Source organism: Pseudomonas sp. BN415 (assembly GCF_029871195.1).
Classification (GTDB): domain Bacteria; phylum Pseudomonadota; class Gammaproteobacteria; order Pseudomonadales; family Pseudomonadaceae; genus Metapseudomonas; species Metapseudomonas resinovorans.
The window spans coordinates 219,968-243,757 of record NZ_SSOK01000064.1 but is presented as its reverse complement, the minus strand read 5'-3'; the positions used below and the strand labels follow the sequence as shown (position 1 = coordinate 243,757).

Annotated in this window: 26 protein-coding genes; 1 reads left to right on the top strand and 25 read right to left on the bottom strand. The window is 61.6% G+C overall.

Features of this window, described 5'->3' with window-relative positions:
* From E8F20_RS23245 to trmJ, 21 genes are all read right to left on the bottom strand, one after another.
* On the bottom strand, positions 1–795 hold the full coding sequence (locus E8F20_RS23245) for an amidohydrolase (protein WP_280285843.1): 795 nt from the start codon (positions 793–795) through the stop codon (positions 1–3).
* Positions 783–1,931, bottom strand: coding sequence for a pyridoxal phosphate-dependent aminotransferase (locus E8F20_RS23240; RefSeq protein ID WP_280285842.1), 1,149 nt, complete (start codon positions 1,929–1,931; stop codon positions 783–785). The genes E8F20_RS23245 and E8F20_RS23240 overlap by 13 nt, the downstream gene beginning before the upstream one ends.
* Before the next feature lie 221 nt (positions 1,932–2,152).
* The gene (gene der / locus E8F20_RS23235) at positions 2,153–3,631 is read right to left on the bottom strand and encodes a ribosome biogenesis GTPase Der (RefSeq protein ID WP_280285841.1); all 1,479 of its coding nucleotides are present in this window, start codon (positions 3,629–3,631) and stop codon (positions 2,153–2,155) included.
* A 78-nt stretch (positions 3,632–3,709) separates the two neighbouring features.
* The gene (bamB, locus tag E8F20_RS23230) at positions 3,710–4,852 is read right to left on the bottom strand and encodes an outer membrane protein assembly factor BamB (protein WP_280285840.1); all 1,143 of its coding nucleotides are present in this window, start codon (positions 4,850–4,852) and stop codon (positions 3,710–3,712) included.
* Position 4,853: 1 nt separating this feature from the next.
* Entirely contained in the window at positions 4,854–5,492 is a 639-nt protein-coding gene (locus E8F20_RS23225) for a YfgM family protein (RefSeq protein ID WP_280285839.1), read from the bottom strand.
* Between the two features lie 31 nt (positions 5,493–5,523).
* Positions 5,524–6,813: a histidine--tRNA ligase gene (gene hisS / locus E8F20_RS23220; protein WP_280285838.1), complete on the bottom strand. Its 1,290-nt coding sequence runs from the start codon at positions 6,811–6,813 to the stop codon at positions 5,524–5,526.
* A gap of 14 nt (positions 6,814–6,827) precedes the next feature.
* The gene (ispG, locus tag E8F20_RS23215) at positions 6,828–7,940 is read right to left on the bottom strand and encodes a flavodoxin-dependent (E)-4-hydroxy-3-methylbut-2-enyl-diphosphate synthase (RefSeq protein WP_028628649.1); all 1,113 of its coding nucleotides are present in this window, start codon (positions 7,938–7,940) and stop codon (positions 6,828–6,830) included.
* A gap of 3 nt (positions 7,941–7,943) precedes the next feature.
* Positions 7,944–9,029 carry a helix-turn-helix domain-containing protein gene (locus E8F20_RS23210; RefSeq protein ID WP_280285837.1) on the bottom strand — a complete coding sequence of 362 codons (1,086 nt, stop codon included), beginning with the start codon at positions 9,027–9,029 and terminating at the stop codon, positions 7,944–7,946.
* Positions 9,026–9,781, bottom strand: a complete 756-nt coding sequence (gene pilW, locus E8F20_RS23205; RefSeq protein WP_028628651.1) for a type IV pilus biogenesis/stability protein PilW — start codon at positions 9,779–9,781, stop codon at positions 9,026–9,028. The genes E8F20_RS23210 and pilW overlap by 4 nt, the downstream gene beginning before the upstream one ends.
* 13 nt (positions 9,782–9,794) lie before the next feature.
* Positions 9,795–10,943: a 23S rRNA (adenine(2503)-C(2))-methyltransferase RlmN gene (gene rlmN / locus E8F20_RS23200; protein ID WP_280285836.1), complete on the bottom strand. Its 1,149-nt coding sequence runs from the start codon at positions 10,941–10,943 to the stop codon at positions 9,795–9,797.
* Positions 10,944–10,967: 24 nt separating this feature from the next.
* Positions 10,968–11,399 (bottom strand): nucleoside-diphosphate kinase, encoded by a 432-nt coding sequence (gene ndk / locus E8F20_RS23195; protein WP_280285835.1) that lies wholly within the window; start codon positions 11,397–11,399, stop codon positions 10,968–10,970.
* Between the two features lie 103 nt (positions 11,400–11,502).
* Complete coding sequence (gene iscX, locus E8F20_RS23190) at positions 11,503–11,703, bottom strand: Fe-S cluster assembly protein IscX (protein ID WP_028628654.1); 201 nt, start codon at positions 11,701–11,703, stop codon at positions 11,503–11,505.
* Between the two features lie 2 nt (positions 11,704–11,705).
* On the bottom strand, positions 11,706–12,044 hold the full coding sequence (gene fdx, locus E8F20_RS23185) for an ISC system 2Fe-2S type ferredoxin (protein WP_028628655.1): 339 nt from the start codon (positions 12,042–12,044) through the stop codon (positions 11,706–11,708).
* 7 nt (positions 12,045–12,051) lie between these two features.
* Complete coding sequence (gene hscA, locus E8F20_RS23180) at positions 12,052–13,911, bottom strand: Fe-S protein assembly chaperone HscA (RefSeq protein WP_280285834.1); 1,860 nt, start codon at positions 13,909–13,911, stop codon at positions 12,052–12,054.
* Positions 13,912–13,958: 47 nt separating this feature from the next.
* Complete coding sequence (gene hscB / locus E8F20_RS23175; protein WP_280285833.1) at positions 13,959–14,480, bottom strand: co-chaperone HscB; 522 nt, start codon at positions 14,478–14,480, stop codon at positions 13,959–13,961.
* 7 nt (positions 14,481–14,487) lie between these two features.
* Positions 14,488–14,811, bottom strand: a complete 324-nt coding sequence (gene iscA / locus E8F20_RS23170; protein WP_028628658.1) for an iron-sulfur cluster assembly protein IscA — start codon at positions 14,809–14,811, stop codon at positions 14,488–14,490.
* A gap of 25 nt (positions 14,812–14,836) precedes the next feature.
* Positions 14,837–15,223: a Fe-S cluster assembly scaffold IscU gene (gene iscU, locus E8F20_RS23165; protein ID WP_028628659.1), complete on the bottom strand. Its 387-nt coding sequence runs from the start codon at positions 15,221–15,223 to the stop codon at positions 14,837–14,839.
* A 30-nt stretch (positions 15,224–15,253) separates the two neighbouring features.
* Positions 15,254–16,468: an IscS subfamily cysteine desulfurase gene (locus E8F20_RS23160; protein WP_028628660.1), complete on the bottom strand. Its 1,215-nt coding sequence runs from the start codon at positions 16,466–16,468 to the stop codon at positions 15,254–15,256.
* A 49-nt stretch (positions 16,469–16,517) separates the two neighbouring features.
* Positions 16,518–17,015, bottom strand: coding sequence for a Fe-S cluster assembly transcriptional regulator IscR (gene iscR, locus E8F20_RS23155; protein WP_077522656.1), 498 nt, complete (start codon positions 17,013–17,015; stop codon positions 16,518–16,520).
* Positions 17,016–17,201: 186 nt separating this feature from the next.
* Positions 17,202–17,978 carry a serine O-acetyltransferase gene (gene cysE, locus E8F20_RS23150; protein WP_280285832.1) on the bottom strand — a complete coding sequence of 259 codons (777 nt, stop codon included), beginning with the start codon at positions 17,976–17,978 and terminating at the stop codon, positions 17,202–17,204.
* Positions 17,978–18,751 carry a tRNA (cytosine(32)/uridine(32)-2'-O)-methyltransferase TrmJ gene (gene trmJ, locus E8F20_RS23145; RefSeq protein ID WP_028628662.1) on the bottom strand — a complete coding sequence of 258 codons (774 nt, stop codon included), beginning with the start codon at positions 18,749–18,751 and terminating at the stop codon, positions 17,978–17,980. The genes cysE and trmJ overlap by 1 nt, the downstream gene beginning before the upstream one ends.
* Before the next feature lie 153 nt (positions 18,752–18,904).
* On the opposite strand from trmJ, the gene suhB reads away from it, so the two are divergent.
* Positions 18,905–19,720: an inositol-phosphate phosphatase gene (suhB, locus tag E8F20_RS23140; protein WP_028628663.1), complete on the top strand. Its 816-nt coding sequence runs from the start codon at positions 18,905–18,907 to the stop codon at positions 19,718–19,720.
* A 62-nt stretch (positions 19,721–19,782) separates the two neighbouring features.
* Here the strand turns inward: suhB and E8F20_RS23135 are convergent, their stop codons facing one another.
* From E8F20_RS23135 to yajC, 4 genes are all read right to left on the bottom strand, one after another.
* Positions 19,783–20,367 carry a glycine zipper 2TM domain-containing protein gene (locus tag E8F20_RS23135; protein ID WP_280285831.1) on the bottom strand — a complete coding sequence of 195 codons (585 nt, stop codon included), beginning with the start codon at positions 20,365–20,367 and terminating at the stop codon, positions 19,783–19,785.
* A 179-nt stretch (positions 20,368–20,546) separates the two neighbouring features.
* Complete coding sequence (secF, locus tag E8F20_RS23130) at positions 20,547–21,461, bottom strand: protein translocase subunit SecF (protein WP_137821274.1); 915 nt, start codon at positions 21,459–21,461, stop codon at positions 20,547–20,549.
* An 8-nt stretch (positions 21,462–21,469) separates the two neighbouring features.
* Positions 21,470–23,332 carry a protein translocase subunit SecD gene (gene secD / locus E8F20_RS23125; protein WP_280285830.1) on the bottom strand — a complete coding sequence of 621 codons (1,863 nt, stop codon included), beginning with the start codon at positions 23,330–23,332 and terminating at the stop codon, positions 21,470–21,472.
* A 63-nt stretch (positions 23,333–23,395) separates the two neighbouring features.
* Entirely contained in the window at positions 23,396–23,737 is a 342-nt protein-coding gene (gene yajC / locus E8F20_RS23120) for a preprotein translocase subunit YajC (RefSeq protein ID WP_028628667.1), read from the bottom strand.
* Positions 23,738–23,790: the final 53 nt, after the last annotated feature.

The following is a 23,790-nucleotide window of genomic DNA, read 5'->3' as shown; positions in this document are numbered from 1 at the left end:
TCAGAGGTGCAGGTCGAATACGTCTGCGTCGCGCATGGCCGGGAAGCGCTCGCGGTACGCTGCCAGTTGCGCGGCGGACAAGCTGGCGAAAAACACGCCATCGGCATCGCCGGCATCCAGCAGGCTCTCACCCTGAAAATCCAACACCTGGCTGTCGCCACTGTAGCCGTGGCCCTTGCCATCGCTACCGACGCGATTCACCGCGGCGACGTAACAGAGGTTTTCGATGGCACGTGCCGGTAGCAGTCGGTTCCAATGATGGCGACGCGCAGCCGGCCAGTTGGCCGTGTAGAGCAGCAGGTCGGTATCGTGCGGATCGCGGCTCCACACTGGGAAACGCAGGTCGTAGCAGATCAGCGGACGCACGCGCCAGCCCTTGAGCTCGAACAAAGCCTGGGTCTCTCCCGGCGTGTAGTGCTTGTGCTCACCGGCCATGCGAAACAAATGACGCTTGTCGTAATGCAGGACCTCACCGTCCGGGCGCGCCCAGAGCAGGCGATTGCGGTGGCTGCCGTCAGCGACCTGGATGATGACGCTACCGGTGATCACCGCATCCAAGCGCTTGGCCTGCTCCCGCAGCCAGGCGTGGGTAGGCCCTTGCTCGGGCTCGGCAAGCGCCGAGGAGTCCATGGAGAAACCGGTGGTGAACATCTCTGGCAGGACGATCAGGTCAGCGCCCTTCGCCTGTTCCAGCAAGGTTTCGAAATGCGCGTGGTTGGCTGCGCAGTCGTGCCAGGCCAGGGTGGTCTGCACCAGGGCCAGCTTGAGATCGGGCAAGGCGGTCAGATCGCGCATAGTTTTTCCGCCGCCTGACGCAGCGTCTCCTCACGCTTGGCGAAGCAGAACCGCACCAGTCGCAAGTCCTTGGGCGCTTGCTGGTAAAACACCGAAACCGGAATGGCGGCCACGCCGTGTTCACGAGTAAGCCATTCGGACATGGCCACATCGTCCAGGTCGTCGCGGATGGCGCTGTAGTCCACTAACTGGAAGTAGGTACCGGCGGCACGGCTGAAACGCAAGCGCGAGCCGGCCAGCAGATCGCAGAACAGGTCGCGCTTGGCCTGATAGAAAGACGGCAGCTCGGCCAGGTGCTCCGGGTGCGCCGCCATGAAGTCGGCAAGCGCCCATTGCAACGGGGTCACGCCGCAGAAGTTGACGTACTGGTGGACCTTACGCAACTCGGCGGACAGCACGGGCGGCGCCACCACATAGCCGGTCTTCCAGCCAGTGACGTGGTAGGTCTTGCCGAAGGAACTGACCACGAAGGCACGCGCGTACAACTCGTCATGGGCCAGCACGCTGACATGGCTGACGCCATCGAACACCAGGTGCTCGTAGACTTCGTCCGACACCAGGTAGATGTCGCGATCACGAATCAACTCGGCCAACTGGTCCAGTTCGGCGCGGGAAATCAGCGCACCGCTGGGGTTGTGCGGGCTGTTGAGGATGATCATGCGGGTGCGCGGGCTCAGTGCGTCGCGCATGCGTTGCCAATCGATGGCAAACCCCGGCAACGCCAGGGGCACGTGTACGCAGCGGCCACCAGCCAGTTCAACCGAGGGTTCGTAGCTGTCGTAGCAAGGGTCGAGGACGATCACCTCATCACCTGCACGGACCACAGCCTGGATGGCACAGAAGATGGCTTCAGTGGCCCCCGGGGTGATGGTCACCTCGGTATCGGCGCTGACCGGGCGCCCGTAAAAGGCCGCAACCTTGGCCGCCACCTGCTCGCGCAGGGCCGGCAGACCGGTCATTGGCGCGTACTGGTTGTGCCCGGCCGCAATATGCTGGCCGACCGCATCACACAGGGCAGTCGGCGCGGAGAAATCCGGGAAGCCCTGGGACAGATTGATGGCGCCGACTTCAGCGGCGAGTTGGGACATGCGGGTGAAGATGGTGGTGCCGACGTTGGGCAACTTGCTGGCGATCATTTCATCAGGCTGCTGGCGACTGGGAAGTGGGTCATAGCTTAAGGCCTGAGGGGTTTCGCGACCACAGGAATGCCCCTGTAGGCGCGAGCTCTGCTCGCGAAACATTGTGCAGGCCCACTTCGCGAGCAGAGCTCGCTCCTACGAAAGCCGAATTCCACCCAAAATGCGAACTTGGAAAGAAAAAGGGCGCCCCAAGGCGCCCTCTTCCAGTCCAGCCGGTATCAGCGCTTCTTGTCGCGGCGCTTCTTGTCGGCCTTCTTGTGGTGCGACATGAGACGGCGTTTCTTGTTCACCTGACGCTCGGTCAAAGTGTTCTTCTTGCCCTCGAAGGGGTTCTCACCGCCCTTGTACTCGATGCGGATCGGCGTGCCGACCAGCTTGAGCACGCGCCGGTAGGTGTTTTCCAGGTAACGCGAGTAGGACTTGGGCACCGACTCGGTCTGGTTGCCGTGGATCACGATCAGCGGCGGGTTGGCTCCACCGAGGTGGGCGTAACGCAGCTTGATGCGGCGGCCGTTGACCAGCGGCGGCTGGTGCTCCTGCACCGCGTCCTCAAGGATCTGGGTCAGTCGGCTGGTGGGCCAGCGGGTGATGGCGGAACGGAAGGAATCCTGCACTGACTTGTACAGGTGGCCGACGCCGGTGCCATGCAGGGCGGAGATGAAGTGGATGTCAGCGAAGTCGACGAAGAACAGCCGGCGTTCCAACTCAGTCTTCACATAATCGCGCTCACCCGGCTCCATGCCATCCCACTTGTTCAGGGCAATGACCAGCGCACGGCCGGTCTCGAGCACGAAACCCAGCAAGTTGAGGTCGTGTTCGACCACGCCTTCACGTGCGTCCATCACGAAGATCACCACGTTGGCGTCCTGGATGGCCTGGAGGGTTTTCACCACCGAGAACTTTTCCACAGCCTCGAAGATCTTGCCGCGACGACGCACGCCGGCGGTGTCGATCAGGGTGTACTTCTCTTCGTTACGCTCGAAGGGGATGTAGATGCTGTCACGGGTAGTGCCCGCCTGGTCGTACACGATCACCCGCTCTTCACCGAGCATGCGGTTGACCAGGGTGGACTTGCCAACATTGGGGCGACCGATGATGGCGATCTTGATGCCATCCTTTTCACTCGGCCCGGGAACGCGCGTCGGCTCGGTGCCTTCGGCAACCACTTCGGCCTCGGCGGCCTCAGCTTCGTCGGCACCATCATCACGGGGGAACTCGCCCAGGGCAGCCTGGAGCATCTGGCTGATGCCACGGCCATGGGCGGCGGCGATCGGCAAGGCGTCGCCCAGTCCCAGGGGGCTGAACTCGGCGCGAGCGATGTCCGGGTCAACGGTGTCGACCTTATTGGCCACCAGGAAGCTGCGCTTGTTCCGCTTGCGCAGGTGCTCAGCGATCATCTGGTCGGAGGCCGTCATGCCAGCGCGGGAGTCGACCATGAAGAGCACTGCATCAGCCTCTTCGATCGCCTGCAGGGATTGCTCGGCCATTTTTGCGTCGATGCCTTCCTCATCGCCGGAGATACCTCCGGTGTCGATGACGATATAGGTGCGGCCCTGCCACTTCGCCTCGCCGTACTGGCGGTCACGGGTCAGACCCGCGTACTCCGCGACGATCGCGTCTCGGGTTTTGGTCAGGCGGTTGAACAGGGTGGACTTGCCGACGTTGGGCCTACCCACCAGGGCAATTACGGGAACCATGAGGCTCTCCACTCGTTATTTCAGAAAACACAAAGGCCGCTACCGTTTGACGGCAGCGGCCGGATATCAGACTTCAGCTTAGCGGATGGTCAGGCCAACCAGCTTGCCACCGTTGCCATAGGCATACATCCACTCACCCACCACCAGCGGCCGGGCACGCAGACCATCGCCATCGATCTTCTCGCGGCCGACGAAGTGGCCGTCCACCTGGCTCAGCAGGTGCAGGTAACCTTCGAAGTCACCGACAGCCACATAGCTGGAGAAAACCTCAGGAGCGGACAGTTGGCGGCGCGCCAGGGCGTCGTTGCTCCACAGGGCGGAGGCGGAGCGCTCGTCCACACCTTCCACGGTTCCGCTGGCCAGGCTTACGTAAACGTTACCGAAGCCCTGGGCAACGCCGGCGTAACTGGACGCCTCGCGCTGCCAGAGCACGCGGCCGCTTTCCAGGTCCAGGGCGGCGACGCGACCCTGGTAGGTGGCGACGTAAACGGTACCGCCGGACAGCAGCAGGCCGCCGTCGATGTCCACCACGCGATCCAGCTCGGAACGCCCCTGAGGCACAGCGACGCGCTGTTCCCAGACCGGAATGCCACGCTTGATATCCAGGGCAAGCACCTTGCCAGTGGAAAGACCGACGACGGCCAGATTGTTAGTCACGATGGGCGCGCCAGTACCCCGCAGGGTCAGCACGGCCGGAGTGTTCTCGTAGACCCAGAGCTGATTGCCGGTGGCGGCGTCGAAGCCGAACAGGCTGTCGTTCTGGGTCTGCACAACGACCACGTCACCGTTGTTGGCCGGCGGGGCCAGTACTTCGCCGTTTACGCGGGCGCGCCACTTCTCTTCGCCATTGGTGGCATCGAGGGCGACGATTTCCCCTTTCAGGGTACCCAGCATCACCAGGCCGTAGCCGACGCCAACCGCGCCGGAGACCGGCAGTTCGAGGTCTTGTTTCCAGATCACGTCGCCATTGAAGCGATTGAGCGCCATGACCTCGCCGTTGACGTCCGAGGCATAGATGGTGTCTCCATCGACGGCGGGCACCAGGAGGTTGTAGGTCTCGCCCTGGCCGTCACCAATGGAGCGGCTCCAGCCCTTGTCCAGTTTCACTTCCTCAGTGATATCGGGCAGTTCGGCCGGCGGCAGTTCCTTCTTGCTATTGCTGCTGCAGCCCACGGCCAGTAGGGCCAGGGCCAGCACTGCGGCATTCTTCCAGCGCATCACGTCACGCGTCCCCTTTTGCCAGGTCGTCGAGCTTCATCTGCAGACCGCCTACGGCGGCATCTTCGGGCAGCGCAGCCTTGGCTTTCTGGTAGGCAGCATGCGCGTCGTCGGTACGCCCCAGCTGAACCAGCAGATCGCCTTTGAGTTCTTCTCGGCTGGCGAGGAAGGCCTTATCGGCGTCGCCATCCAGCAGTTTGAGGGCATCTTCAGCCTTGCCCTGCGCAGCCAGGACACGGGCCAGGCGCTGGCGGGCCAGCTCACCCAGGGTCGCATCGGCAGGTTTGTCCAGCACGGCCTTAAGCTCTGCCGCAGCATCATCCAACTTGCCGGACTCGACCGCGACCTTGGCCACGAACAGGCTGCCGTACTGTGCGTAATGGGTCCCACCGAAATCGCTCTTCAGCTTGCCAGCCAGCTCGGCGACCTTGGCCGAGTCCGGAGCGCCGCTGGGAGTCAGAGCGGTCTCCAGCAATTGCTGGTAAACGATCGAAGCGCCCTGCGCCTGATTGGCGTCGTACTTCTGCCAGGCCTGCCAACCGAAGACCACTGCCAGCGCAAGTGCGCCGCCAGTGAGCATGGGTTTGCCGTTGCGCTGCCACCAGTCCCTGAACTGCGCAATCTGTTCTTCTTCAGTCTGCATGCTTAACCCCGTACTCCTGATCTTTGGATGCTCAAGCCTGCTTCAGGCAGGCGGCGAGATGCTCGGCCAGAGCATCCCAGGCAATGCTTTGTTGTTCGCTGTCGTCGCGCAGCGGCTTGCAACCTACCACGCGCTTGGCCAATTCGTCGTCCCCCAGGATCAGCGCATAACTGGCCCCACTCTTGTCGGCCTTCTTGAACTGGCTCTTGAAGCTGCCGGCCCCGGCATTGACCACCAAGCGAAGGTCCGGCAGGGCGTCACGCAGCTGCTCGGAAAGGCCTAGAGCTGCCAATTCGGCTGCTTCGCCAAAGGCACAGATATAGACGTCGGCCGGGCTGTTCAGCTCCTCCGGTACCAGACCAAGGGTCTCCAGGAGCAGCACCAGTCGCTCGACCCCCATGGCGTATCCCACGCCCGGAGTGGGCTTGCCGCCGAACTGGGTCACCAGACCGTCGTAACGGCCGCCAGCACAAACGGTGCCCTGGGAACCGAGCTTGTCGGTCACCCACTCGAAGACGGTGCGGCTGTAGTAGTCCAGGCCACGCACCAGCTTCTGGTTGATCTCGTAGCGGATACCCACTGCATCGAGGCGCGCCTTGAGCCCCTCGAAGTGGGCGACGGACTCTTCGTCCAGGTAATCGTGCAGGGTCGGCGCATCCACCAGCAGGGCCTGGGTACCACCATTCTTGCTGTCGAGGATGCGCAGCGGGTTGGTGGTCAGGCGGCGCTGACTGTCTTCGTCCAGCAGGTCATAGCGCTCCTGAAGGTAGGCCACCAAGGCGTCGCGGTAGCGGGCGCGGGCCTCGCTGGAGCCGAGACTGTTCAATTGCAGGGTGACCGCGTCGGCGAGGCCCAGCTTCTTCCACAGGCGCCAGGTGAGCACGATCAACTCGGCGTCGATGTCTGGACCCGGCAGGTTGAAAACTTCCACACCCATCTGGTGGAACTGACGGTAGCGACCCTTCTGCGGCTTCTCGTAGCGGAACATCGGGCCGGCGTACCAGAGCTTCTGTACCTGGCCACCGCCGGTAAGGCCATGCTCGAGCATGGCGCGCACGCAACCCGCAGTACCTTCGGGGCGAAGGGTCAGGGACTCTTCGTTGCGATCAAGGAAGGTGTACATCTCCTTGTCGACCACGTCCGTACCTTCGCCGATACCGCGGGCGAACAGCTCGGTGAACTCGAGGATCGGCAGGCGGATTTCCTTGTATCCGTAACCATCCAACAGCTCTGCCAGGGTGTTTTCCAGATAGCGCCAGGTAGGCGTCTGCTCCGGCAGGATGTCGTTCATGCCACGAATGGCTTGCAGGGTCTTGCTCACGAAGGTTCCTTATCTCAGCTGCGGGCGATAAGCGCCGCGTCAGCTTCGGCCTTTTCAGCCGCCTTTTCGCGAATGAGCCGTTCCAGCTCATCCACCAGGTTGTCGTTATTCAGCTTCTGCGCGGGCTTGCCATCGATGTAGATCAGGTTGTTTGGCGTGCCGCCGGTGAGGCCGATGTGCGCCTCCTTGGCTTCACCCGGGCCGTTGACCACACAACCGATCACAGCCACATCCAACGGAACCAGCAGGTCCTCGAGGCGGCCTTCCAGCTCGTTCATGGTCTTGACCACATCGAAGTTCTGACGCGAGCAACTCGGGCACGCGATGAAGTTGATGCCGCGGGAGCGCAAGTGCAGGGACTTGAGGATGTCGAAGCCGACCTTCACCTCTTCCACCGGGTCCGCCGCCAGGGAGATGCGGATGGTGTCGCCGATGCCGTCAGCCAACAGCATGCCCAGGCCAACCGCGGATTTGACGGTGCCAGAACGCAGGCCACCAGCTTCGGTAATGCCCAGGTGCAGGGGCTGCACGATCTGTTTGGCCAGCAAGCGATAGGCTTCGACGGCCATGAAAACGTCCGAGGCTTTCACGCTGACCTTGAAGTCCTGGAAGTCCAGCTTGTCGAGATGCTCGACGTGACGCAGAGCGGACTCTACAAGGGCCTGCGGGGTGGGCTCGCCGTACTTTTTCTGCAGGTCCTTCTCCAGCGAACCGGCGTTGACGCCGATGCGGATCGGAATGCCCTTGTCGCGAGCGGCGTCGACCACGGCCCTGACTCGGTCTTCACGGCCAATGTTGCCGGGGTTGATACGCAGGCAATCAACGCCCAGTTCGGCCACGCGAAGGGCGATCTTGTAGTCGAAGTGGATGTCCGCCACGAGCGGCACCTGAACCTGCTGCTTGATGCGGCCGAAGGCTTCGGCGGCATCCATGTCCGGCACGGAGACGCGAACGATGTCGACACCGGCATCCACCAGGCGCTGGATCTGGCCCACGGTGGCTGCGACGTCGCAGGTATCGGTGTTGGTCATACTCTGCACGGCGATAGGCGCATCACCACCCACCGGTACCGAGCCGACCCAGATTTTCCGCGATACGCGGCGTTTGATCGGGGATTCGCAATGCATGGCTTATTGCCCCAACTTCAGGCGTGCGGTCTCGCCGCGGACGTGAGGCGATACATCGACCGACTGGCCGTTGTAGCTGAGCTGGGCGCCACGGGCAAAGCCCAGGCGAACTTCCAGCGGCGCCTTACCGGCCAGTTCCAGGCTGTCGCCAGTACGCTTGAGGGCGCTGACCAGCACCTTGCCGTCGGCGTCAGTGACCTGGGTCCAGCAGTTGGCGGTGAACTGGATGCGCACCACTCCCTGCCCCTGTTGGGCTATCACCGGTGCCGCGGGCTGTGCAGAGGGAGCCGGGGTTGCAGCGGGTGCAACCGGAGCGACAGGGGTAGTCGACGGCGCGGCAGCAGGAGCACTAGGCTCGGTGGCGGTCGGCGCGGGGGGCTGTGCAACCGGAACGGCCGGCGCTGCGGCAACGACAGGAGCCTGAGGCGAAGCAGTGGTAGCCGGCGCGGTCTCGCCTACCGGCGTAGTCGGGGCAGAGCCTTCGGCGGGCAGTTGTTCGGGCTGGGCGGCCATTTCCGGCGAGACTTCGGCGGGGATCGGTGCCTGTCCATCCTGAGCTTCAGCTACAGCCTGATCTTCCGGCTCGTCGAGGGGGTGGATCTGGGTAGTGCCGTCGGCACTTTCCACTTCCACATGTTCCATGCTCACGCTGGACGCTTCCTCGTTGTTGCGGCTGGAATGCTCCTGCCACCAGAAGAAGCCGACCGCGCCGAGGGCGACCAGGATAATGAAGCTGACGATACGCAACACACTCTGGGACAGGCGCACCGGCTCTTCGATGCGGCCCAGACTGTGCACGCTGCTGCCGTTGGCATCGGTGCCGGTGTAATGGTCGAACTCGGCAACCAGTGCGGCCTGGTCGATACCCAGCAGTTTGGCGTAGGCGCGCACGTAGCCACGGGCAAAAGTGTGCCCCGGCAGTTGTTCGAAGTCGCCCGCTTCGAGCTGGCGCAGGGACTGTTCGGTCAGGTTGAGGTTACGGGCGACCTCGCCCAAGCTCCAATCCTTGCCTTCACGGGCCTGACGCAGGGTCTCACCGGGGTTGGCGCGGGTCGCCGCTACTGCTTCGGGATGCGACGCTTTCATCATTGCTCCGACAGGTATTGCTGATATTCCGGCGTGCCGGGATAAAGGCGCTTGAGTTGCAGACCGAGGCTTGCAGCCTGGTCGCGGTCTTCGAAAATGGTCGCCAGGCGCGACCCGAGCAGCAGGCTGCTAGCGGTCTGCGGGGCGATCTGGGAGTAGCGCTGGTAGTAGTCGCGGGCCGGCACGTACTGTTTCTCGCTGAAGGACAATTGGGCCATCTCCAGCAGCGCCATGGGCTGCTGGCGGTTTAGGCGCAGCGCCTTGTCGAAATGCTGTTTGGCCAGGGCCGGGTTATTCATCTTCATGGCGGTCAGGCCCAGGTTCTCGAACACCCGAGAACGCTCCGGGTAGAGGTTGTCCTCGGTGGCCTGCTGGAATCGCTCGTAGGCGTCTTTGTAGCGCCCCTGCTCGAACAGGAAGGTCCCGTAGTTGTTGAGAATGCGCGAATCGCTTCGCGATGACAGGGCCTTTCGGTAGTGCTGGTCAGCCAGCTCCGGCTCCATCTCGGTCTGGAACACCAGGGCGAGGGCCGCATTGGCATCGGCGTTTGACGGGTCCATCTCCAGGGCCTTCTTCAGCGGCACCTTGGCGCGCTCGGTGGCGCCTTGCTTGAGATAGCCGATACCCAGGTCGATATAGGCATCGCGTGCTGCGTCACGGCCCTTGTCGGTCTTCATCGGATCGACCTGTCCGGTCGACACGCAGGCCGCGAGCAATGCGGAGGAAACGAGGAGCAGCGCAGCGCGCAGGGTCATGGGGTGTCCTTCTCTAGTTCCGGTTCACGGCGTTGCTGGACGCCTCCGCTTCGGCATTCAGCTGGCGCACGGCAATGTAGCGTTCGCTACGACGGGTACGGTCCATGACCTGGCCGACCAGTTGGCCGCAGGCGGCATCGATGTCGTCGCCGCGAGTGGTGCGGACGGTGACATTGTGCCCAGCCTTGTGCAACAGGTCCTGGAAGCGGCGAATCGCATTATTGCTGGGCCGCTCGTAGCCTGAGTGCGGGAAGGGGTTGAACGGAATCAGGTTGATCTTGCAAGGGAAGTCCTTGAGCAACTCGATCATCTGTACGGCATGTTCGGGCTGGTCGTTGACGTCCTTGAGCAGGGTGTACTCGATGGTCAGCACGCGCTTCTCGCCGAGGCGTGAGATGTAGCGGCGGCAGGAATCGAGCACCACAGGCAGGGGATACTTCTTGTTGATCGGCACCAACTGGTTGCGCAGCGGGTCGTTCGGCGCGTGCAGCGACAGCGCGAGGGAAACGTCGATTACCTCGCCCAGCTTGTCGATCATCGGCGCCACGCCCGAGGTGGACAAGGTCACCTTGCGCTTGGAAATGCCATAGCCGAGGTCGTCCATCATGATGTTCATGGCGGCGACCACGTTGTCGAAATTCAGCAGCGGTTCGCCCATGCCCATCATCACCACATTGGTGATGGCACGGTCGATCTTCGCGGGGATGGTCCCGAAGGACTTGTTGGCGATCCACACCTGGCCAATCACTTCAGCGGCGGTGAGGTCGCTGTTGAAACCTTGTTTGCCCGTGGAGCAGAAGCTGCAATCCAGCGCGCATCCGGCTTGGGACGAGACACACAGGGTGCCGCGGCCACCTTGCGGGATATACACGGTTTCGACGCAGCTACCGGAGGCCACGCGGACCACCCACTTGCGGGTGCCATCGCTGGAGATGTCCTGGCTGACCACTTCCGGACCGCGAATCTCGGCAGAGGCCTTGAGTTTGTCGCGCAAGGCCTTGCCGATATTGCTCATGGCGTCGAAATCATCGACGCCAAAGTGGTGAATCCACTTCATCACCTGGCCGGCACGGAAGCGTTTCTCCCCGATGGACTCGAAGAAGCTTTCCAGTTGCGGCTGGGTCAGGCCCAGCAGGTTCACTTTACCGGTCGATTCAGTCATGGCTTCACCCTCTCCCATTCGCGATCAGCGAATGCGAGCGCACACCTCGGTGGCGGCGAAGAAGTAAGAGATTTCGCGAGCAGCAGAAGCCTCAGAATCCGAACCATGTACCGCGTTTTCGTCGATGGAAACGGCGTAGTCAGCACGGATGGTACCGGCGTCAGCTTTCTTAGGATCCGTGGCGCCCATCAGTTCACGGTTCTTGGCAACGGCGTTTTCGCCTTCCAGGACCTGAACGACAACCGGACCGGAGGTCATGAAAGCAACCAGATCCTTGAAGAAACCGCGCTCTTTGTGCTCGGCGTAGAAACCACCGGCTTCGCGCTCGGACAGTTGCACCATCTTGGCGGCAACGACGCGCAGACCGGCTTTTTCGAAGCGGGTGACGATCTCACCGACCACGTTCTTGGCAACGGCGTCCGGCTTGATGATGGAGAGAGTACGTTCGACAGCCATGGAAAACTCCAGAAACAAGGATTAAAGCGAAAAATTAAACCCGCGAATTATACGCGGGTTAGGGGGAAATGCGTAGGGCCGGAACCCGGAGGTGGAGAGCCGATCAGTCGGCTTCCTCGATCCAGGCAGCCTGGATGGCCTCGAGCACCTTTTCCCCGCCACGGTGCGGGTCGTCGGAAAACTCCGGCAGGGCCAGGACCCAGTTATGCAAGTCGACGAAATTGACATAGCGCGGGTCGACGTCCGGCTTGGCTTCAGCGAGCTGGATGGCGATTTCCAGCACGTCGGTCCATTTCAAGCTCATGCTCAATGCCCCTCGGAAACCTGGTTGATGGTGTATTTCGGAATCTCCACCACCAAATCCGCTTCGGCGACGAGCGCCTGGCAGGACAGACGGGAATTTGGCTCCAGGCCCCAGGCCTTGTCCAGCATGTCGTCTTCCAGTTCGTCGGATGCCTCCATGGAGTTGAAGCCCTCGCGCACCACTACGTGGCAGGTGGTGCAAGCGCAGGACTTCTCGCAGGCGTGCTCGATATCGATGCCACTGCGCAGTGCGGCATCCAGGATACTTTCACCCGGCTGCGCCTCGATCACGGCACCCTCGGGGCAATGCTCGGCGTGAGGCAGGAAGATGATCTGCGGCATTTCTGGGTTAATCCTCGATTTCATTGAGTCGGCGGCCGGCCAGCGCGGTCTTGACGGCGGCATCCATACGACGCGCAGCAAAGGCATCAGTCACCTGGGACAGGCGCTTGACCTGTGCTTCGATGGCGACGACATCAGCGCCGATCGCCAGCTCGCGCAGGGTTTGCATGCTATCCAGGATCGCGACGCGCTCGGCATCATCCAGCAGGCGCTCGCCATCGGCATCCAGGGCAGCCTGAACGGCCTCCAGCAGGCGCTCGGCCTCGACCTGCTGCTCGCGCAGGGCTCGCGCATTCTTGTCCTCGCCAGCGTACTGGAAGGAGTCCTGCAACATGCGCGAGATCTCGCCATCGGTCAGGCCGTACGACGGCTTGACCTGAATGCTCGCCTCGACGCCCGAAGCCAGCTCGCGAGCGGTAACGCCCAGCAGGCCATCGGCATCCACCTGGAACGTCACGCGAATCTTCGCCGCCCCCGCCACCATGGGCGGAATGCCGCGCAGTTCGAAGCGCGCCAGAGAACGGCAGTCTTTGATCAGCTCACGCTCCCCCTGGAGCACGTGAATCATCATGGCCGTCTGGCCATCTTTATAAGTAGTGAAGTCCTGGGCACGCGCCACCGGAATGGTAGTGTTGCGCGGGATCACTTTCTCCATCAGCCCACCCATGGTTTCCAGGCCGAGCGACAGAGGAATCACATCCAGCAGCAGCAGCTCTTCGCCGCGCTTGTTGCCCGCCAGGGTATCGGCCTGTACGGCAGCTCCGATAGCCACAACCTGATCAGGATCGATGTCAGTCAACGGCTGACGACCAAACATCTCGGCGACAGCCTCACGCACACGCGGCACACGAGTGGAACCACCCACCATCACCACGGCCTCGACTTCGTCCTGCTCGATACCGGCGTCACGCACCGCACGGCGGCAAGCCTTGAGGCTGCGAGCAACCATGGGTTCGATCAGGGCGTCGAAGCGCTCGCGAGTCAAGATACCGCGCCAGTCGCCATAGGTGAGCTCGACACTGTCCGAATCGGTCAGGGCCTCCTTGGCATCGCAGGCGGCCCGCAGCAGGCTGCGCTGGGCACCCGGATCAAGATCAGAGGAAAGGCCGGCCTGCTGGACCATCCAACCGGCAATGGCATGATCGAAATCATCGCCGCCCAGGGCGCTGTCACCACCGGTGGCCATGACCTCAAACACGCCGCGGGTCAGGCGCAGGATGGAAATATCGAAAGTACCGCCACCCAGGTCATAGATGGCGATCACGCCTTCGGCCTGCTTGTCCAAGCCATAGGCCACTGCAGCAGCGGTGGGCTCGTTGAGCAGGCGCAGCACATTGAGACCCGCAAGGCGCGCGGCGTCCTTTGTGGCTTGGCGCTGAGCCTCGTCAAAGTAGGCGGGTACAGTGATCACCGCACCCACCAATTCGCCCCCGAGAGTCTGCTCGGCGCGCTGCCGCAGGGTTTTGAGAATGTCAGCCGAAACTTCCACCGGGCTCTTAGCGCCCTGGACAGTCTCGATGAAAGGCATGTGCGATTCGCCACCAACGAAGCGGTACGGCAATTGCTCGCCGAGTTGCTTCACGTCCTCCAGGCCGCGCCCCATGAAGCGCTTGACCGAAATGATGGTATTCAGCGGATCGCTGGACGCAGCCTGCTTGGCGCTGCGACCGACTTCAACACGGTCTGCGTGATAGCGGACCGCGGATGGCAGGATGACCTGCCCGTCGGAATCCGGCAGGGGCTCGGCAACACCGCTGCGCACAGCAGCGACCAGCGAGTTGGTAGTGCCCAGGTCGATTCCCACCGCCAGGCGGCGCTGGTGCGGTTGGGGGCTCAGTCCGGGTTCGGCGATCTGCAGTAAGGCCATGCTTGTCTATTTATCAGGCGTACCGGCAACCAAGACGGCATCGCGGGTTAATCGTCGAGGCGCTCTTCCAGTTGGCGCACTTCGTGGGTCAGCTTGTCGAGGAACTGCATACGACGCACCAGGCGCTCGGCCTCTTCGCGGCGAGCAGGGTCATCCCAGCACTCAGCGAAATCACCGTCCAACTCGGCCTGGGCAACCTTGAGCCGGCGCTTGAAGGCGCCAACGCCGCCCAGGTCAGCACTGTCGTGCAAGTCCTCCAGCTCTTCGCGCCACTGCATTTGCTGTAGCAGGAACTGTGGATCCTGCACCGTCACCTCAAGCGGAAGCTCTCGCCCCTTCAGCGCCAGCAGGTACAACGCCCGCCGCGGCGCGCTCTTGAGCGTCTGATAAGCATCGTTGAGCTGGGCTGCACGCTCCAGCGCCAAGCGCTGTTCGCGCTCGGAGGCATCAGCGAAACGATCAGGATGGACGGTACGAGCCAACTCGCGGTAACGCGCCGCAAGCTGGTCGAGATCCAGTCGATGACCCGGCTTCAGGTCGAACAGAGCGAAATGACAGGGAGTTCCCACACACGCCTCAGACGTTGAAGCTCTCGCCGCAGCCGCATTCGCCACGTACGTTCGGGTTATTGAACTTGAAGCCCTCGTTGAGCCCTTCGCGAACGAAGTCCAGCTCAGTCCCGTCAAGGTAGGTCAGGCTCTTGGGATCGATGATCACCTTGACGCCGTGACTCTCGAAGACCATGTCATCCGCGGTCAGCTCGTCGACGAACTCCAGCACATAGGCGAGACCGGAGCAGCCAGTCGTACGCACCCCCAGACGGATACCTTCACCCTTGCCGCGCCCCTCAATGGAACGCTGCACGTGACGGGCGGCAGACTCAGTCATGCTGATGGCCATTGCAACTCCTTACTCGTTCGAGCGCTTAGAGCAGACCCTTCTTCTGCTTGTAGTCGTGGACGGCCGCCTTGATAGCGTCCTCAGCCAACACCGAGCAGTGAATCTTCACTGGAGGAAGAGCCAGCTCTTCGGCGATGGTGGTGTTCTTGATGGCAGCTGCCTCGTCCAGAGTCTTACCCTTCATCCACTCGGTGGCGAGGGAACTGGAAGCGATGGCGGAACCGCAGCCGTAGGTCTTGAATTTGGCGTCTTCGATCACGCCTTGCTCGTTGACCTTGATCTGCAGACGCATCACGTCGCCGCAAGCCGGCGCGCCGACCATGCCAGTACCCACATCAGGGTCCTGGGCGTCGAGCTTGCCGACGTTACGCGGATTTTCGTAGTGATCGATGACCTTGTCGCTGTATGCCATGGTAACTATTCCTCACTCATCAGGGTGGCGTCAGTGCGCCTGCCATTCGACCTGGGACAGGTCGACGCCCTCTTTATACATATCCCACAGGGGGGACAGTTCACGGAGCTTGCTGACCGCTTCGCGCACCTTGGCAGCGGCATAGTCCACTTCCTCTGCGGTGGTGAAACGACCGAAAGTGAAGCGAATGGAGCTGTGCGCCAGCTCGTCATTGCGGCCCAGGGCGCGCAGCACGTAGGACGGCTCCAGGGAAGCCGAGGTGCAAGCGGAACCGGAGGAGACCGCAAGATCCTTGAGCGCCATGATCAACGACTCGCCTTCGACGTAGTTGAAGCTGACGTTCATGTTGTGCGGCACGCGAGCAGTGGCACTACCGTTCAGGTAGAGCTCTTCCATGCCGTCGATCTGAGCCCAGAAACGATCTGCCAAAGCCTTGATACGCACGCGCTCGGCGGCCATCTCCTGCTTGGCGATGTGGAAGGCTTCACCCATGCCGACGATCTGATGGGTTGCCAGGGTACCGGAACGCATGCCGCGCTCATGGCCACCACCGTGCATCATGGCTTCCAGGCGTACACGTGGCTTACGACGTACGTAGAGCGCGCCGATGCCTTTCGGGCCATAGGTCTTGTGCGCCGAGAAAGACATCAGGTCGACCTTGAGTTTCTCTAGGTCGATCTCCACCTTGCCGGTGGACTGGGCGGCGTCGACATGGAAAAGGATGCCGCGGGCACGGGTCAGCTCGCCGATGGCAGCGATGTCGTTGATGGTGCCGATTTCATTGTTCACATGCATGACGGAGACGAGAATGGTGTCGTCACGCAGAGCTGCCTCGACCATGGCTGGGGTGATCAGGCCATCTTCGCCCGGCTCGAGATAAGTCACCTCAAAGCCTTCGCGCTCCAGCTGGCGGGTGGTGTCCAGCACCGCCTTGTGCTCGATCTTCGAGGTGATGATGTGCTTGCCCTTGCCGCTATAGAAGTGCGCCACGCCCTTGATGGCAAGGTTGTCGGACTCGGTAGCACCGGACGTCCAGACGATTTCTCGCGGATCAGCATTGACCAACTCTGCCACCTGACGACGAGCGTTCTCGACCGCCTCTTCTGCTTTCCAGCCGAACACGTGGGAACGCGACGCCGGGTTGCCGAAGTTGCCGTCCACCAGCAGGCAATCGCTCATCTTTTGAGCGACGCGCGGGTCCACTGGCGTAGTGGCGGAGTAGTCGAGGTAAATCGGCAATTTCATCGGGGCTCTCCTATCAGGTATCGGGGCCAATCACGGGCCGGCGCCCTGCTCATTCGATGGCGGACGCTTCAATCTTATCGAGGTGCGGCATCCTGCCATTGCTTCCACAGCGGCGTTGATCCTGCCGCTGAGCGACCTCTTGCACCTCGCGACGGTTGACCAGGTCAGCCAGACTGATGCCGCTGAGGAACTCATGGATCTGAAGACTCAGATCACACCAGAGGTGGTGGGTGAGGCAGGTATCACCGGAGTGGCAATCACCCAGACCCTGGCAACGGGTGGCATCCACCGACTCGTTGACTGCATCTATTACCTGGGCGACATGAATGCCGTGCATATCACGGGAAAGCTGGTAGCCACCACCTGGGCCTCGCACACTGCTAACCAGGTTGCCGCGACGGAGCTTGGCGAAAAGCTGCTCGAGATAGGACAGGGAAATGCCCTGCCGCTCGGAAATATCCGCCAGGGAAACCGGCCCGTGCTGCGCATGCAGCGCCAAGTCGAGCATGGCGGTGACGGCGTAACGGCCTTTGGTGGTCAGTCGCATGGTGAGTACCACGGAATCGCTGGAATGCAGCGAGTATGCAATTCCCGACTATTTAAGTCAACTATAAGCCTGATCAAATCAGTCGGGATTAAATCTTGCAGGGGCGTGGATAATATCAGAGGCACACCCCGTTAGCACCCTAATAATCCGACCTCGGCTGCCGGAGCAAGGTCGAATGAATGCAGCTCAGCCGACCGACTTGCGCTCCTCTTCCTTGACGCCGGCAAAGTCCTCGTCGCGCAGTTCCGGCAGCGCCTTGGCGCAGTAGTCGCTACCCAGCGCGGTCAGCGCCTTGCACATGCCATCCAGGCGCTCATCCACCGCCTGCACATGATCCAGCAACTGGCCGATAGCGCGAGCTACAGGGTCGGGCATGTCCTGGCCAAGACCATAGGCATCGAAGCCGAAGCGCTCGGCAATGGCCTGCCGCTTGGCTTCCTGCTCTGGATCAGCTTTGACGATGATCCGACCGGGAATACCCACCGCAGTGGCGCCGGCCGGCACCGCCTTCGTCACCACGGCATTGGAGCCGATCTTGGCGCCAGCACCCACCGTAAAGGGACCGAGCACCTTCGCACCCGCCCCCACCACCACGCCGTCTTCCAGCGTCGGGTGGCGCTTACCCTGATTCCAACTGGTACCACCCAGCGTCACGCCCTGGTAAAGGGTGACATCGTTACCGATCTCGGCAGTCTCACCAATGACGATTCCCATGCCATGATCAATGAAGAAGCGACGACCAATCTTCGCCCCCGGATGAATCTCGATGCCGGTCAGCCAGCGACTGAAGTTCGACACCAGGCGCGCCAGCCACTTCCAGCCGGCAATCCACAAAGCATGGGCTGCGCGATGCAACCAGATGGCGTGCAACCCTGGATAACAAGTGAGCACCTCGAAGGCATTGCGCGCAGCCGGATCACGGTGGAATACGCTTTGAATGTCTTCTCGAATGCTGCCGAACATCACTTGTCACTCCGCTTGCTTGCATCGCCCCGCGCGGCTTTCTGGGTCTCCGTCAGGATGCCGCGCAGGATGTTCATTTCCAGCTTGCTGATGCCACTGCGCCCATATAGCCGACGCAGCCTGGACATCAGGTGCCGGGGCTTCTCGGGATCGAGGAAGCCGATCTCCACCAAGGTGCTTTCCAGGTGTTCGTAGTAACGCTCAAGCTCATCAACGGTGACCGGCTGAGCATTGAGCATGGCCGTGGTTTCCACCTTCTCGACCTTGCTCGGCAGCCCTTCCTGCTCAAGCCAGGCCATGCGCACTTCATAGACCAACACCTGCACAGCGGCCGCCAGATTCAGCGAAGAGAACTCCGGATTCGAGGGAATGTGCACATGGTACTGGCAGCGCTGCAGCTCCTCATTGGTAAGACCCGCATACTCGCGACCGAATACAAGGGCGACCTCACCACCGACCTGCACCTGCTCAACGGACGTCTTGCCACACTCACGCGGATCGAGCAGCGGCCAGGGTATGCGGCGATCTCGGGCACTGGTTCCAACCACAAGGCTGCAGCCCACCAGCGCCTCTTCGAGGGTACCAACCACCTGGGCACCATCCAGAATGTCATCAGCACCGGATGCGCGAGCACGAGCCTCCGGACTCGGAAAGTCCACAGGATCGACCAGCACCAGCTTCGTCAGGCCCATGTTCTTCATGGCGCGGGCGGCACCACCGATATTGCCGGGATGGCTGGTATTGACCAGCACCACGCGAATGTTCTGCAGCAACGCTCTAGCCTCTCAGCCGAACTTAAAAGGAGCAGAGAATCTTACCGGACACCCCGACGCAACGCCACGAATCACGCTACCTCCCCTGCCTGCCCGCAGCTTTTTCTGCTACCATGTGCGGCTTTCTTCTTTAACGACCCAGGTGAACTCCCCATGCAGCCTATGCTGAATATCGCCCTGCGCGCCGCTCGCAGCGCCGGTGAACTGATTTTCCGCTCGATTGAGCGCCTGGACGTTATCTCCGTCAACGAGAAGGACGCCAAGGACTACGTCACCGAGGTCGATCGCGCTGCAGAACTGGCCATCGTGCATGCCCTGCGCAAGGCCTACCCTAACCACAGCATCCTCGGCGAGGAAGGCGGCCTGCTGGAAGGCAAGGGCGAGGGTGCCGACTACCTGTGGATCATCGATCCCCTGGATGGCACCACCAACTTCATCCGCGGCGTTCCGCATTTTGCCGTCAGCATCGCCTGCAAGTACAAGGGCCGCCTGGAACACGCGGTCGTCCTGGACCCGGTCCGCCAGGAAGAGTTCACCGCGAGCCGCGGTCGTGGCGCCGCCCTCAACGGCCGCCGCCTGCGCGTCAGCCCGCGCAAGAGCCTGGAAGGCGCCCTGCTCGGCACCGGCTTCCCCTTCCGCGATAGCCAGATCGACAATCTCGACAACTACTTGGGCATGTTCCGCAGCCTGGTAGGCCAGACCGCCGGCATCCGCCGCGCCGGCTCCGCCAGCCTGGACCTGGCCTATGTTGCGGCCGGTCGCTTCGACGCCTTCTGGGAGTTCGGCCTGTCCGAGTGGGACATGGCAGCGGGCGCCCTGCTGGTGCAGGAAGCCGGCGGGCTAGTGAGTGACTTCACCGGCGGCCACGACTTCCTCGAGAAGGGCCATGTGGTCGCAGGCAATACCAAATGCTTCAAGGCAGTGCTGACCGCCATCCAGCCACATCTGCCGCCTTCGCTGAAGCGCTGATCGCGTTTCACGCAACACAAAAAACCCGGCCTCGGCCGGGTTTTTTGTTATCTGGAAGCACCTTACTGCTGCACGCCCGCACCACCGCCCTGAGGCTGGATGTCACCACCCATCTGCCCCAGGATCAACTGACCTTCCTTGGTGACCGGAATCTGCCGGCCCGGATCATGATCCATGCGTACCTGGCCGACCTTACCATCCAATTGATACTTCACGTCATAGCCCACCAGCTTTTCGCTGGTGTCGGTGACGGTCTTGCAGCGGGTTTCGGTGGTGGTATAGGTGTCACCTTCCTGCATATGCTCCTGCACCTTGTTGCCAGCATAGCCACCACCCACCGCACCAGCGACAGTCGCGATCTTCTTGCCCGAGCCACTACCAACCTGGTTACCCAGCAGGCCACCTGCCACCGCACCAAGGACGGTACCGGTGATCTGGTGCTGATCCTTGACCGGGCGCTGGCGAGTCACTGCCACATCGTTGCAGACCTCACGCGGCGTCTTCACGGTTTCATTGATCGGCTGGACAGCGAGCACCTCGGCATACTCCGGACCGCTATTGCCCACCAGACTATAAGTGGCCACAGCGCCGCCGGCAGTCACGCCAACCGCACCCAAAACAGTACCGATTAGCATCGACTTGTTCACATGGACCTCCTGACTCTTCCATAACGGGCTTGCATGCCCTGCTACCTGCCTTGGATAGAGGAAACCAAGTCGAGTTCCCGATCAGGTAGGACTATTCCGACAAATGGAACGAAAGTCTCATGCACCAGAAATGACAAGGCCCGGCAAGTGCCGGGCCTCATACATAACGCTTGTGCTTCTCAGGGACGATCATCCACCTCGGCGGTGTTCGCCGGCGGAATCAAATCTTCCGAGGACAGCCCCAGCCAGATCAACACTGGAGCACTGATGTAGATGGAGGAGTAGGTACCCACCACAACACCAACCAGCAGCGACAGCGCAAAACCATGCAAGCTATCGCCGCCGAAGATCAGCAGGGCGAACAGCGCCAGAGCAGTGGACATCGAAGTGGCGATTGTCCGCAGCAGCGTCTGGGTGCAGGACACGTCGATGTTCTCAATCAGGTCAGCCCGGCGCAGCACGCGGAAGTTTTCGCGGATACGGTCGAAGATGATGATGGTGTCGTTCAGCGAGTAGCCGATCATCGCCAGAACCGCGGCCAGCACGGTGAGGTCAAAAGGTACCTGGAAGAATGCCAGGATCCCCAAAGTAACGATCACGTCGTGGACCAACGAGGCCACCGCGCCCACACCAAACTTCCATTGGAAGCGGAAGGCCAGGTACAGCAGGATGCCGCCCAGCGCCAGAAGCATGGCCAGGCCACCCTGGTCACGCAGCTCTTCACCCACTTGGGGCCCGACGAACTCCACACGCTTCAGCTCGAACTTGCTCTCGGCATCCACCTTGCGCAGGGCGTCGGCAATCTTGTTACCAAGTTGCGGATCATCACCCGCCAGGCGCACCAGCACGTCCGTGGACGCGCCGAAACTCTGCACCACCGCATCCTCGAAGCCCGCCTCACCAAGCTCTCGCTTGATCAGTTCGAGATTCGCCGGTTGCTCATAGGACAACTCGATCAGCGTACCGCCGGTGAAGTCCAAGCCGAAGTTCAGGCCCTTGGCGAACAGGCTGCCAATACCGATCAGGCTGATGATCACAGTGATGGCGAACGCAACGTTACGTATCGCCATGAAACGAATGGTTGACTTGATCATGACAGGCCTCAAATCCACAGTTTCTTGAAGTTGCGGCCACCGAAGATCAGGTTGACCAGGCCGCGGGTGAACATGATGGCGGTGAACATCGAGGTGATGATCCCCAGCGACATGGTCACGGCAAAGCCCTTGATCGGACCGGTGCCGAGGGCGAACAGGATGCCGCCCACCAGCAGGGTGGTGAGGTTACTGTCGATGATCGCCGAGTAGGCGCGATCGAAGCCTTCATGGATCGCGCGCTGCACCGAAAGTCCGTTCGCGAGCTCCTCGCGAATCCGCGAATAGATCAGCACGTTGGCATCCACCGCCATACCCAGGGTCAGCACGATACCGGCAATACCCGGCAAGGTCAGGGTTGCACCGATCACCGACATCAGCCCAACCAGCAGCACCAGGTTGAATGCCAGGGCGATGGTGGCCAGCAACCCGAAGAAGCGGTAGATAGCCATGATGAACAACGATACGAAGACCATTGCCCACTCAGTGGACTCGATGCCTTTGACAATGTTCTCGGCACCCAGGCTCGGGCCAATGGTGCGCTCTTCAGCGAAGTACATCGGCGCGGCCAGACCACCTGCGCGCAGCAGCAGGGCCAGCTCGGACGACTCGCCCTGGCCGTCCAGGCCAGTGATACGGAACTGGCTACCCAGCGGCGACTGAATGGTCGCCAGGCTGATGATCTTTTTCTCTTCCTTGAAGCTCTGTACCGCTACTTCCTTCTGGACGCCATCGACGTCCTGGGTCACGTAACGAGTAACCGGACGCTGTTCGATGAAGATCACCGCCATGCTGCGCCCCACGTTGTTGCGGGTGGCACGACTCATCAAATCGCCGCCGTGACCGTCAAGACGGATGTTCACCTGAGGGCGACCGTTCTCGTCATAACTGGCCTGGGCGTCGGTAACCTGGTCCCCAGTGATAATCAAGCTCCGCTCCAGCGGTACGGGCGGACGACCTGGCTCACGGAACTCAAAGAGCTCGGTGGAGGCCTTGCTGGCGGTCGGTTCAGCAGCCAAACGGAACTCAAGGTTTGCGGTCTTGCCGAGGATACGCTTGGCTTCGGCGGTGTCTTGTACGCCCGGCAGCTCAACGACGATGCGGTTGGCGCCCTGGCGCTGCACGATCGGTTCGGCCACACCCAGCTCGTTAACGCGATTGCGGACGGTGGTCAGGTTCTGCTTGATGGAGTATTCACGAATCTCTGCCAGCTTGGCCTGGGTCAGGGTCAGCTGCAGGACCTGCTGACCACCACGCTCAGTGGTGGTCATATCGAAGTCGGTAAAGCTCTTGCGAATCAGCGAGCGGGCCTTTTCCAAGGACTCCTGATCGGAGAAGCCAAGCTGGAAGCCATTTTCCTGGGCCGGCAGACTGCGGTAGCGGACACGCTCCTTGCGCAGCAGGGCGCGGACTTCGCCTTCGTATATTTTCAGACGCGCAGTGACCGCTTTCTCCATGTCCACTTCCAACAGGAAGTGCACGCCACCGGAGAGGTCCAAACCCAGCTTCATCGGCGCAGCGCCGAGCTTGCGCAGCCAGTCCGGCGTGGTCGGAGCCAGGTTCAGGGCGACTACGTAATCATCACCAAGAGCCTTGCGCACCACGTCCTTGGCGGGCAGCTGATCTCCCAGCTTGGTCAGGCGCAGCAGACCACCAGTCGCGCTGACGCTGGCGGATTTGAGTTCGATGCCGGATTGCTTGAGGGCCTCGGCCGCCTTGTCCAGATCCGATTGCTGGATCTTCAGCGCGGTACTGGTACCGCTGATCTGGATCGCCGGGTCGTCCGGATAGAGATTGGGTGCGGAATAAACCAGGCCGATCGCCAGCACCGCCAGGATCAGCAGATATTTCCACAGTGGGTACTTGTTGAGCATGACTCCGCCCGTTATGACGCGGGGCGCCAGTTGGCGCCCCGTCGGTGTTGATCCATTAACCCTTTAGATGGCTTTCAGGGTGCCCTTCGGCAGGGTCGCCGCAATAGCCGCCTTCTGGAACTTCAGCTCGACGCTGTCAGAGACTTCGATGACCACGAAGTCATCAGTGACCTTCGTGACCTTGCCGGCGATGCCGCCGGAGGTGACCACTTCGTCACCCTTCTGCAGGCTGCCCAGGAGGTTTTTGTGCTCTTTGGCGCGTTTGGCCTGGGGACGCCAGATCATCAGGTAGAAGATGACCAGGAAGCCGATCAGGAAAACCCACTCGAAACCAGTACCGGCGGGACCTGCAGCGGCGGCCGGTGCAGCGGCGTCGGCATAGGCGGCGGGAATCAGAAAGCTCATTTAGCACTCCTGTTACGGAAATTTGGAAAGTAATCGTTCTGGATATCTGCGGC

Coding starts and splice junctions, on each gene's coding strand:
- E8F20_RS23245 (WP_280285843.1), bottom strand. CDS start 795: ATGCGCGATCTGACCGCCTTGCCCGATCTCAAGCTGGCCCTGGTGCAG.
- E8F20_RS23240 (WP_280285842.1), bottom strand. CDS start 1,931: ATGATCGCCAGCAAGTTGCCCAACGTCGGCACCACCATCTTCACCCGC.
- der (WP_280285841.1), bottom strand. CDS start 3,631: ATGGTTCCCGTAATTGCCCTGGTGGGTAGGCCCAACGTCGGCAAGTCC.
- E8F20_RS23225 (WP_280285839.1), bottom strand. CDS start 5,492: ATGCAGACTGAAGAAGAACAGATTGCGCAGTTCAGGGACTGGTGGCAG.
- ispG (WP_028628649.1), bottom strand. CDS start 7,940: ATGCATTGCGAATCCCCGATCAAACGCCGCGTATCGCGGAAAATCTGG.
- E8F20_RS23210 (WP_280285837.1), bottom strand. CDS start 9,029: ATGATGAAAGCGTCGCATCCCGAAGCAGTAGCGGCGACCCGCGCCAAC.
- pilW (WP_028628651.1), bottom strand. CDS start 9,781: ATGACCCTGCGCGCTGCGCTGCTCCTCGTTTCCTCCGCATTGCTCGCG.
- rlmN (WP_280285836.1), bottom strand. CDS start 10,943: ATGACTGAATCGACCGGTAAAGTGAACCTGCTGGGCCTGACCCAGCCG.
- ndk (WP_280285835.1), bottom strand. CDS start 11,399: ATGGCTGTCGAACGTACTCTCTCCATCATCAAGCCGGACGCCGTTGCC.
- iscX (WP_028628654.1), bottom strand. CDS start 11,703: ATGAGCTTGAAATGGACCGACGTGCTGGAAATCGCCATCCAGCTCGCT.
- fdx (WP_028628655.1), bottom strand. CDS start 12,044: ATGCCGCAGATCATCTTCCTGCCTCACGCCGAGCATTGCCCCGAGGGT.
- hscA (WP_280285834.1), bottom strand. CDS start 13,911: ATGGCCTTACTGCAGATCGCCGAACCCGGACTGAGCCCCCAACCGCAC.
- iscA (WP_028628658.1), bottom strand. CDS start 14,811: ATGGCCATCAGCATGACTGAGTCTGCCGCCCGTCACGTGCAGCGTTCC.
- iscU (WP_028628659.1), bottom strand. CDS start 15,223: ATGGCATACAGCGACAAGGTCATCGATCACTACGAAAATCCGCGTAAC.
- E8F20_RS23160 (WP_028628660.1), bottom strand. CDS start 16,468: ATGAAATTGCCGATTTACCTCGACTACTCCGCCACTACGCCAGTGGAC.
- iscR (WP_077522656.1), bottom strand. CDS start 17,015: ATGCGACTGACCACCAAAGGCCGTTACGCCGTCACCGCCATGCTCGAC.
- cysE (WP_280285832.1), bottom strand. CDS start 17,978: ATGTTCGGCAGCATTCGAGAAGACATTCAAAGCGTATTCCACCGTGAT.
- suhB (WP_028628663.1), top strand. CDS start 18,905: ATGCAGCCTATGCTGAATATCGCCCTGCGCGCCGCTCGCAGCGCCGGT.
- secF (WP_137821274.1), bottom strand. CDS start 21,461: ATGATCAAGTCAACCATTCGTTTCATGGCGATACGTAACGTTGCGTTC.
- secD (WP_280285830.1), bottom strand. CDS start 23,332: ATGCTCAACAAGTACCCACTGTGGAAATATCTGCTGATCCTGGCGGTG.
- yajC (WP_028628667.1), bottom strand. CDS start 23,737: ATGAGCTTTCTGATTCCCGCCGCCTATGCCGACGCCGCTGCACCGGCC.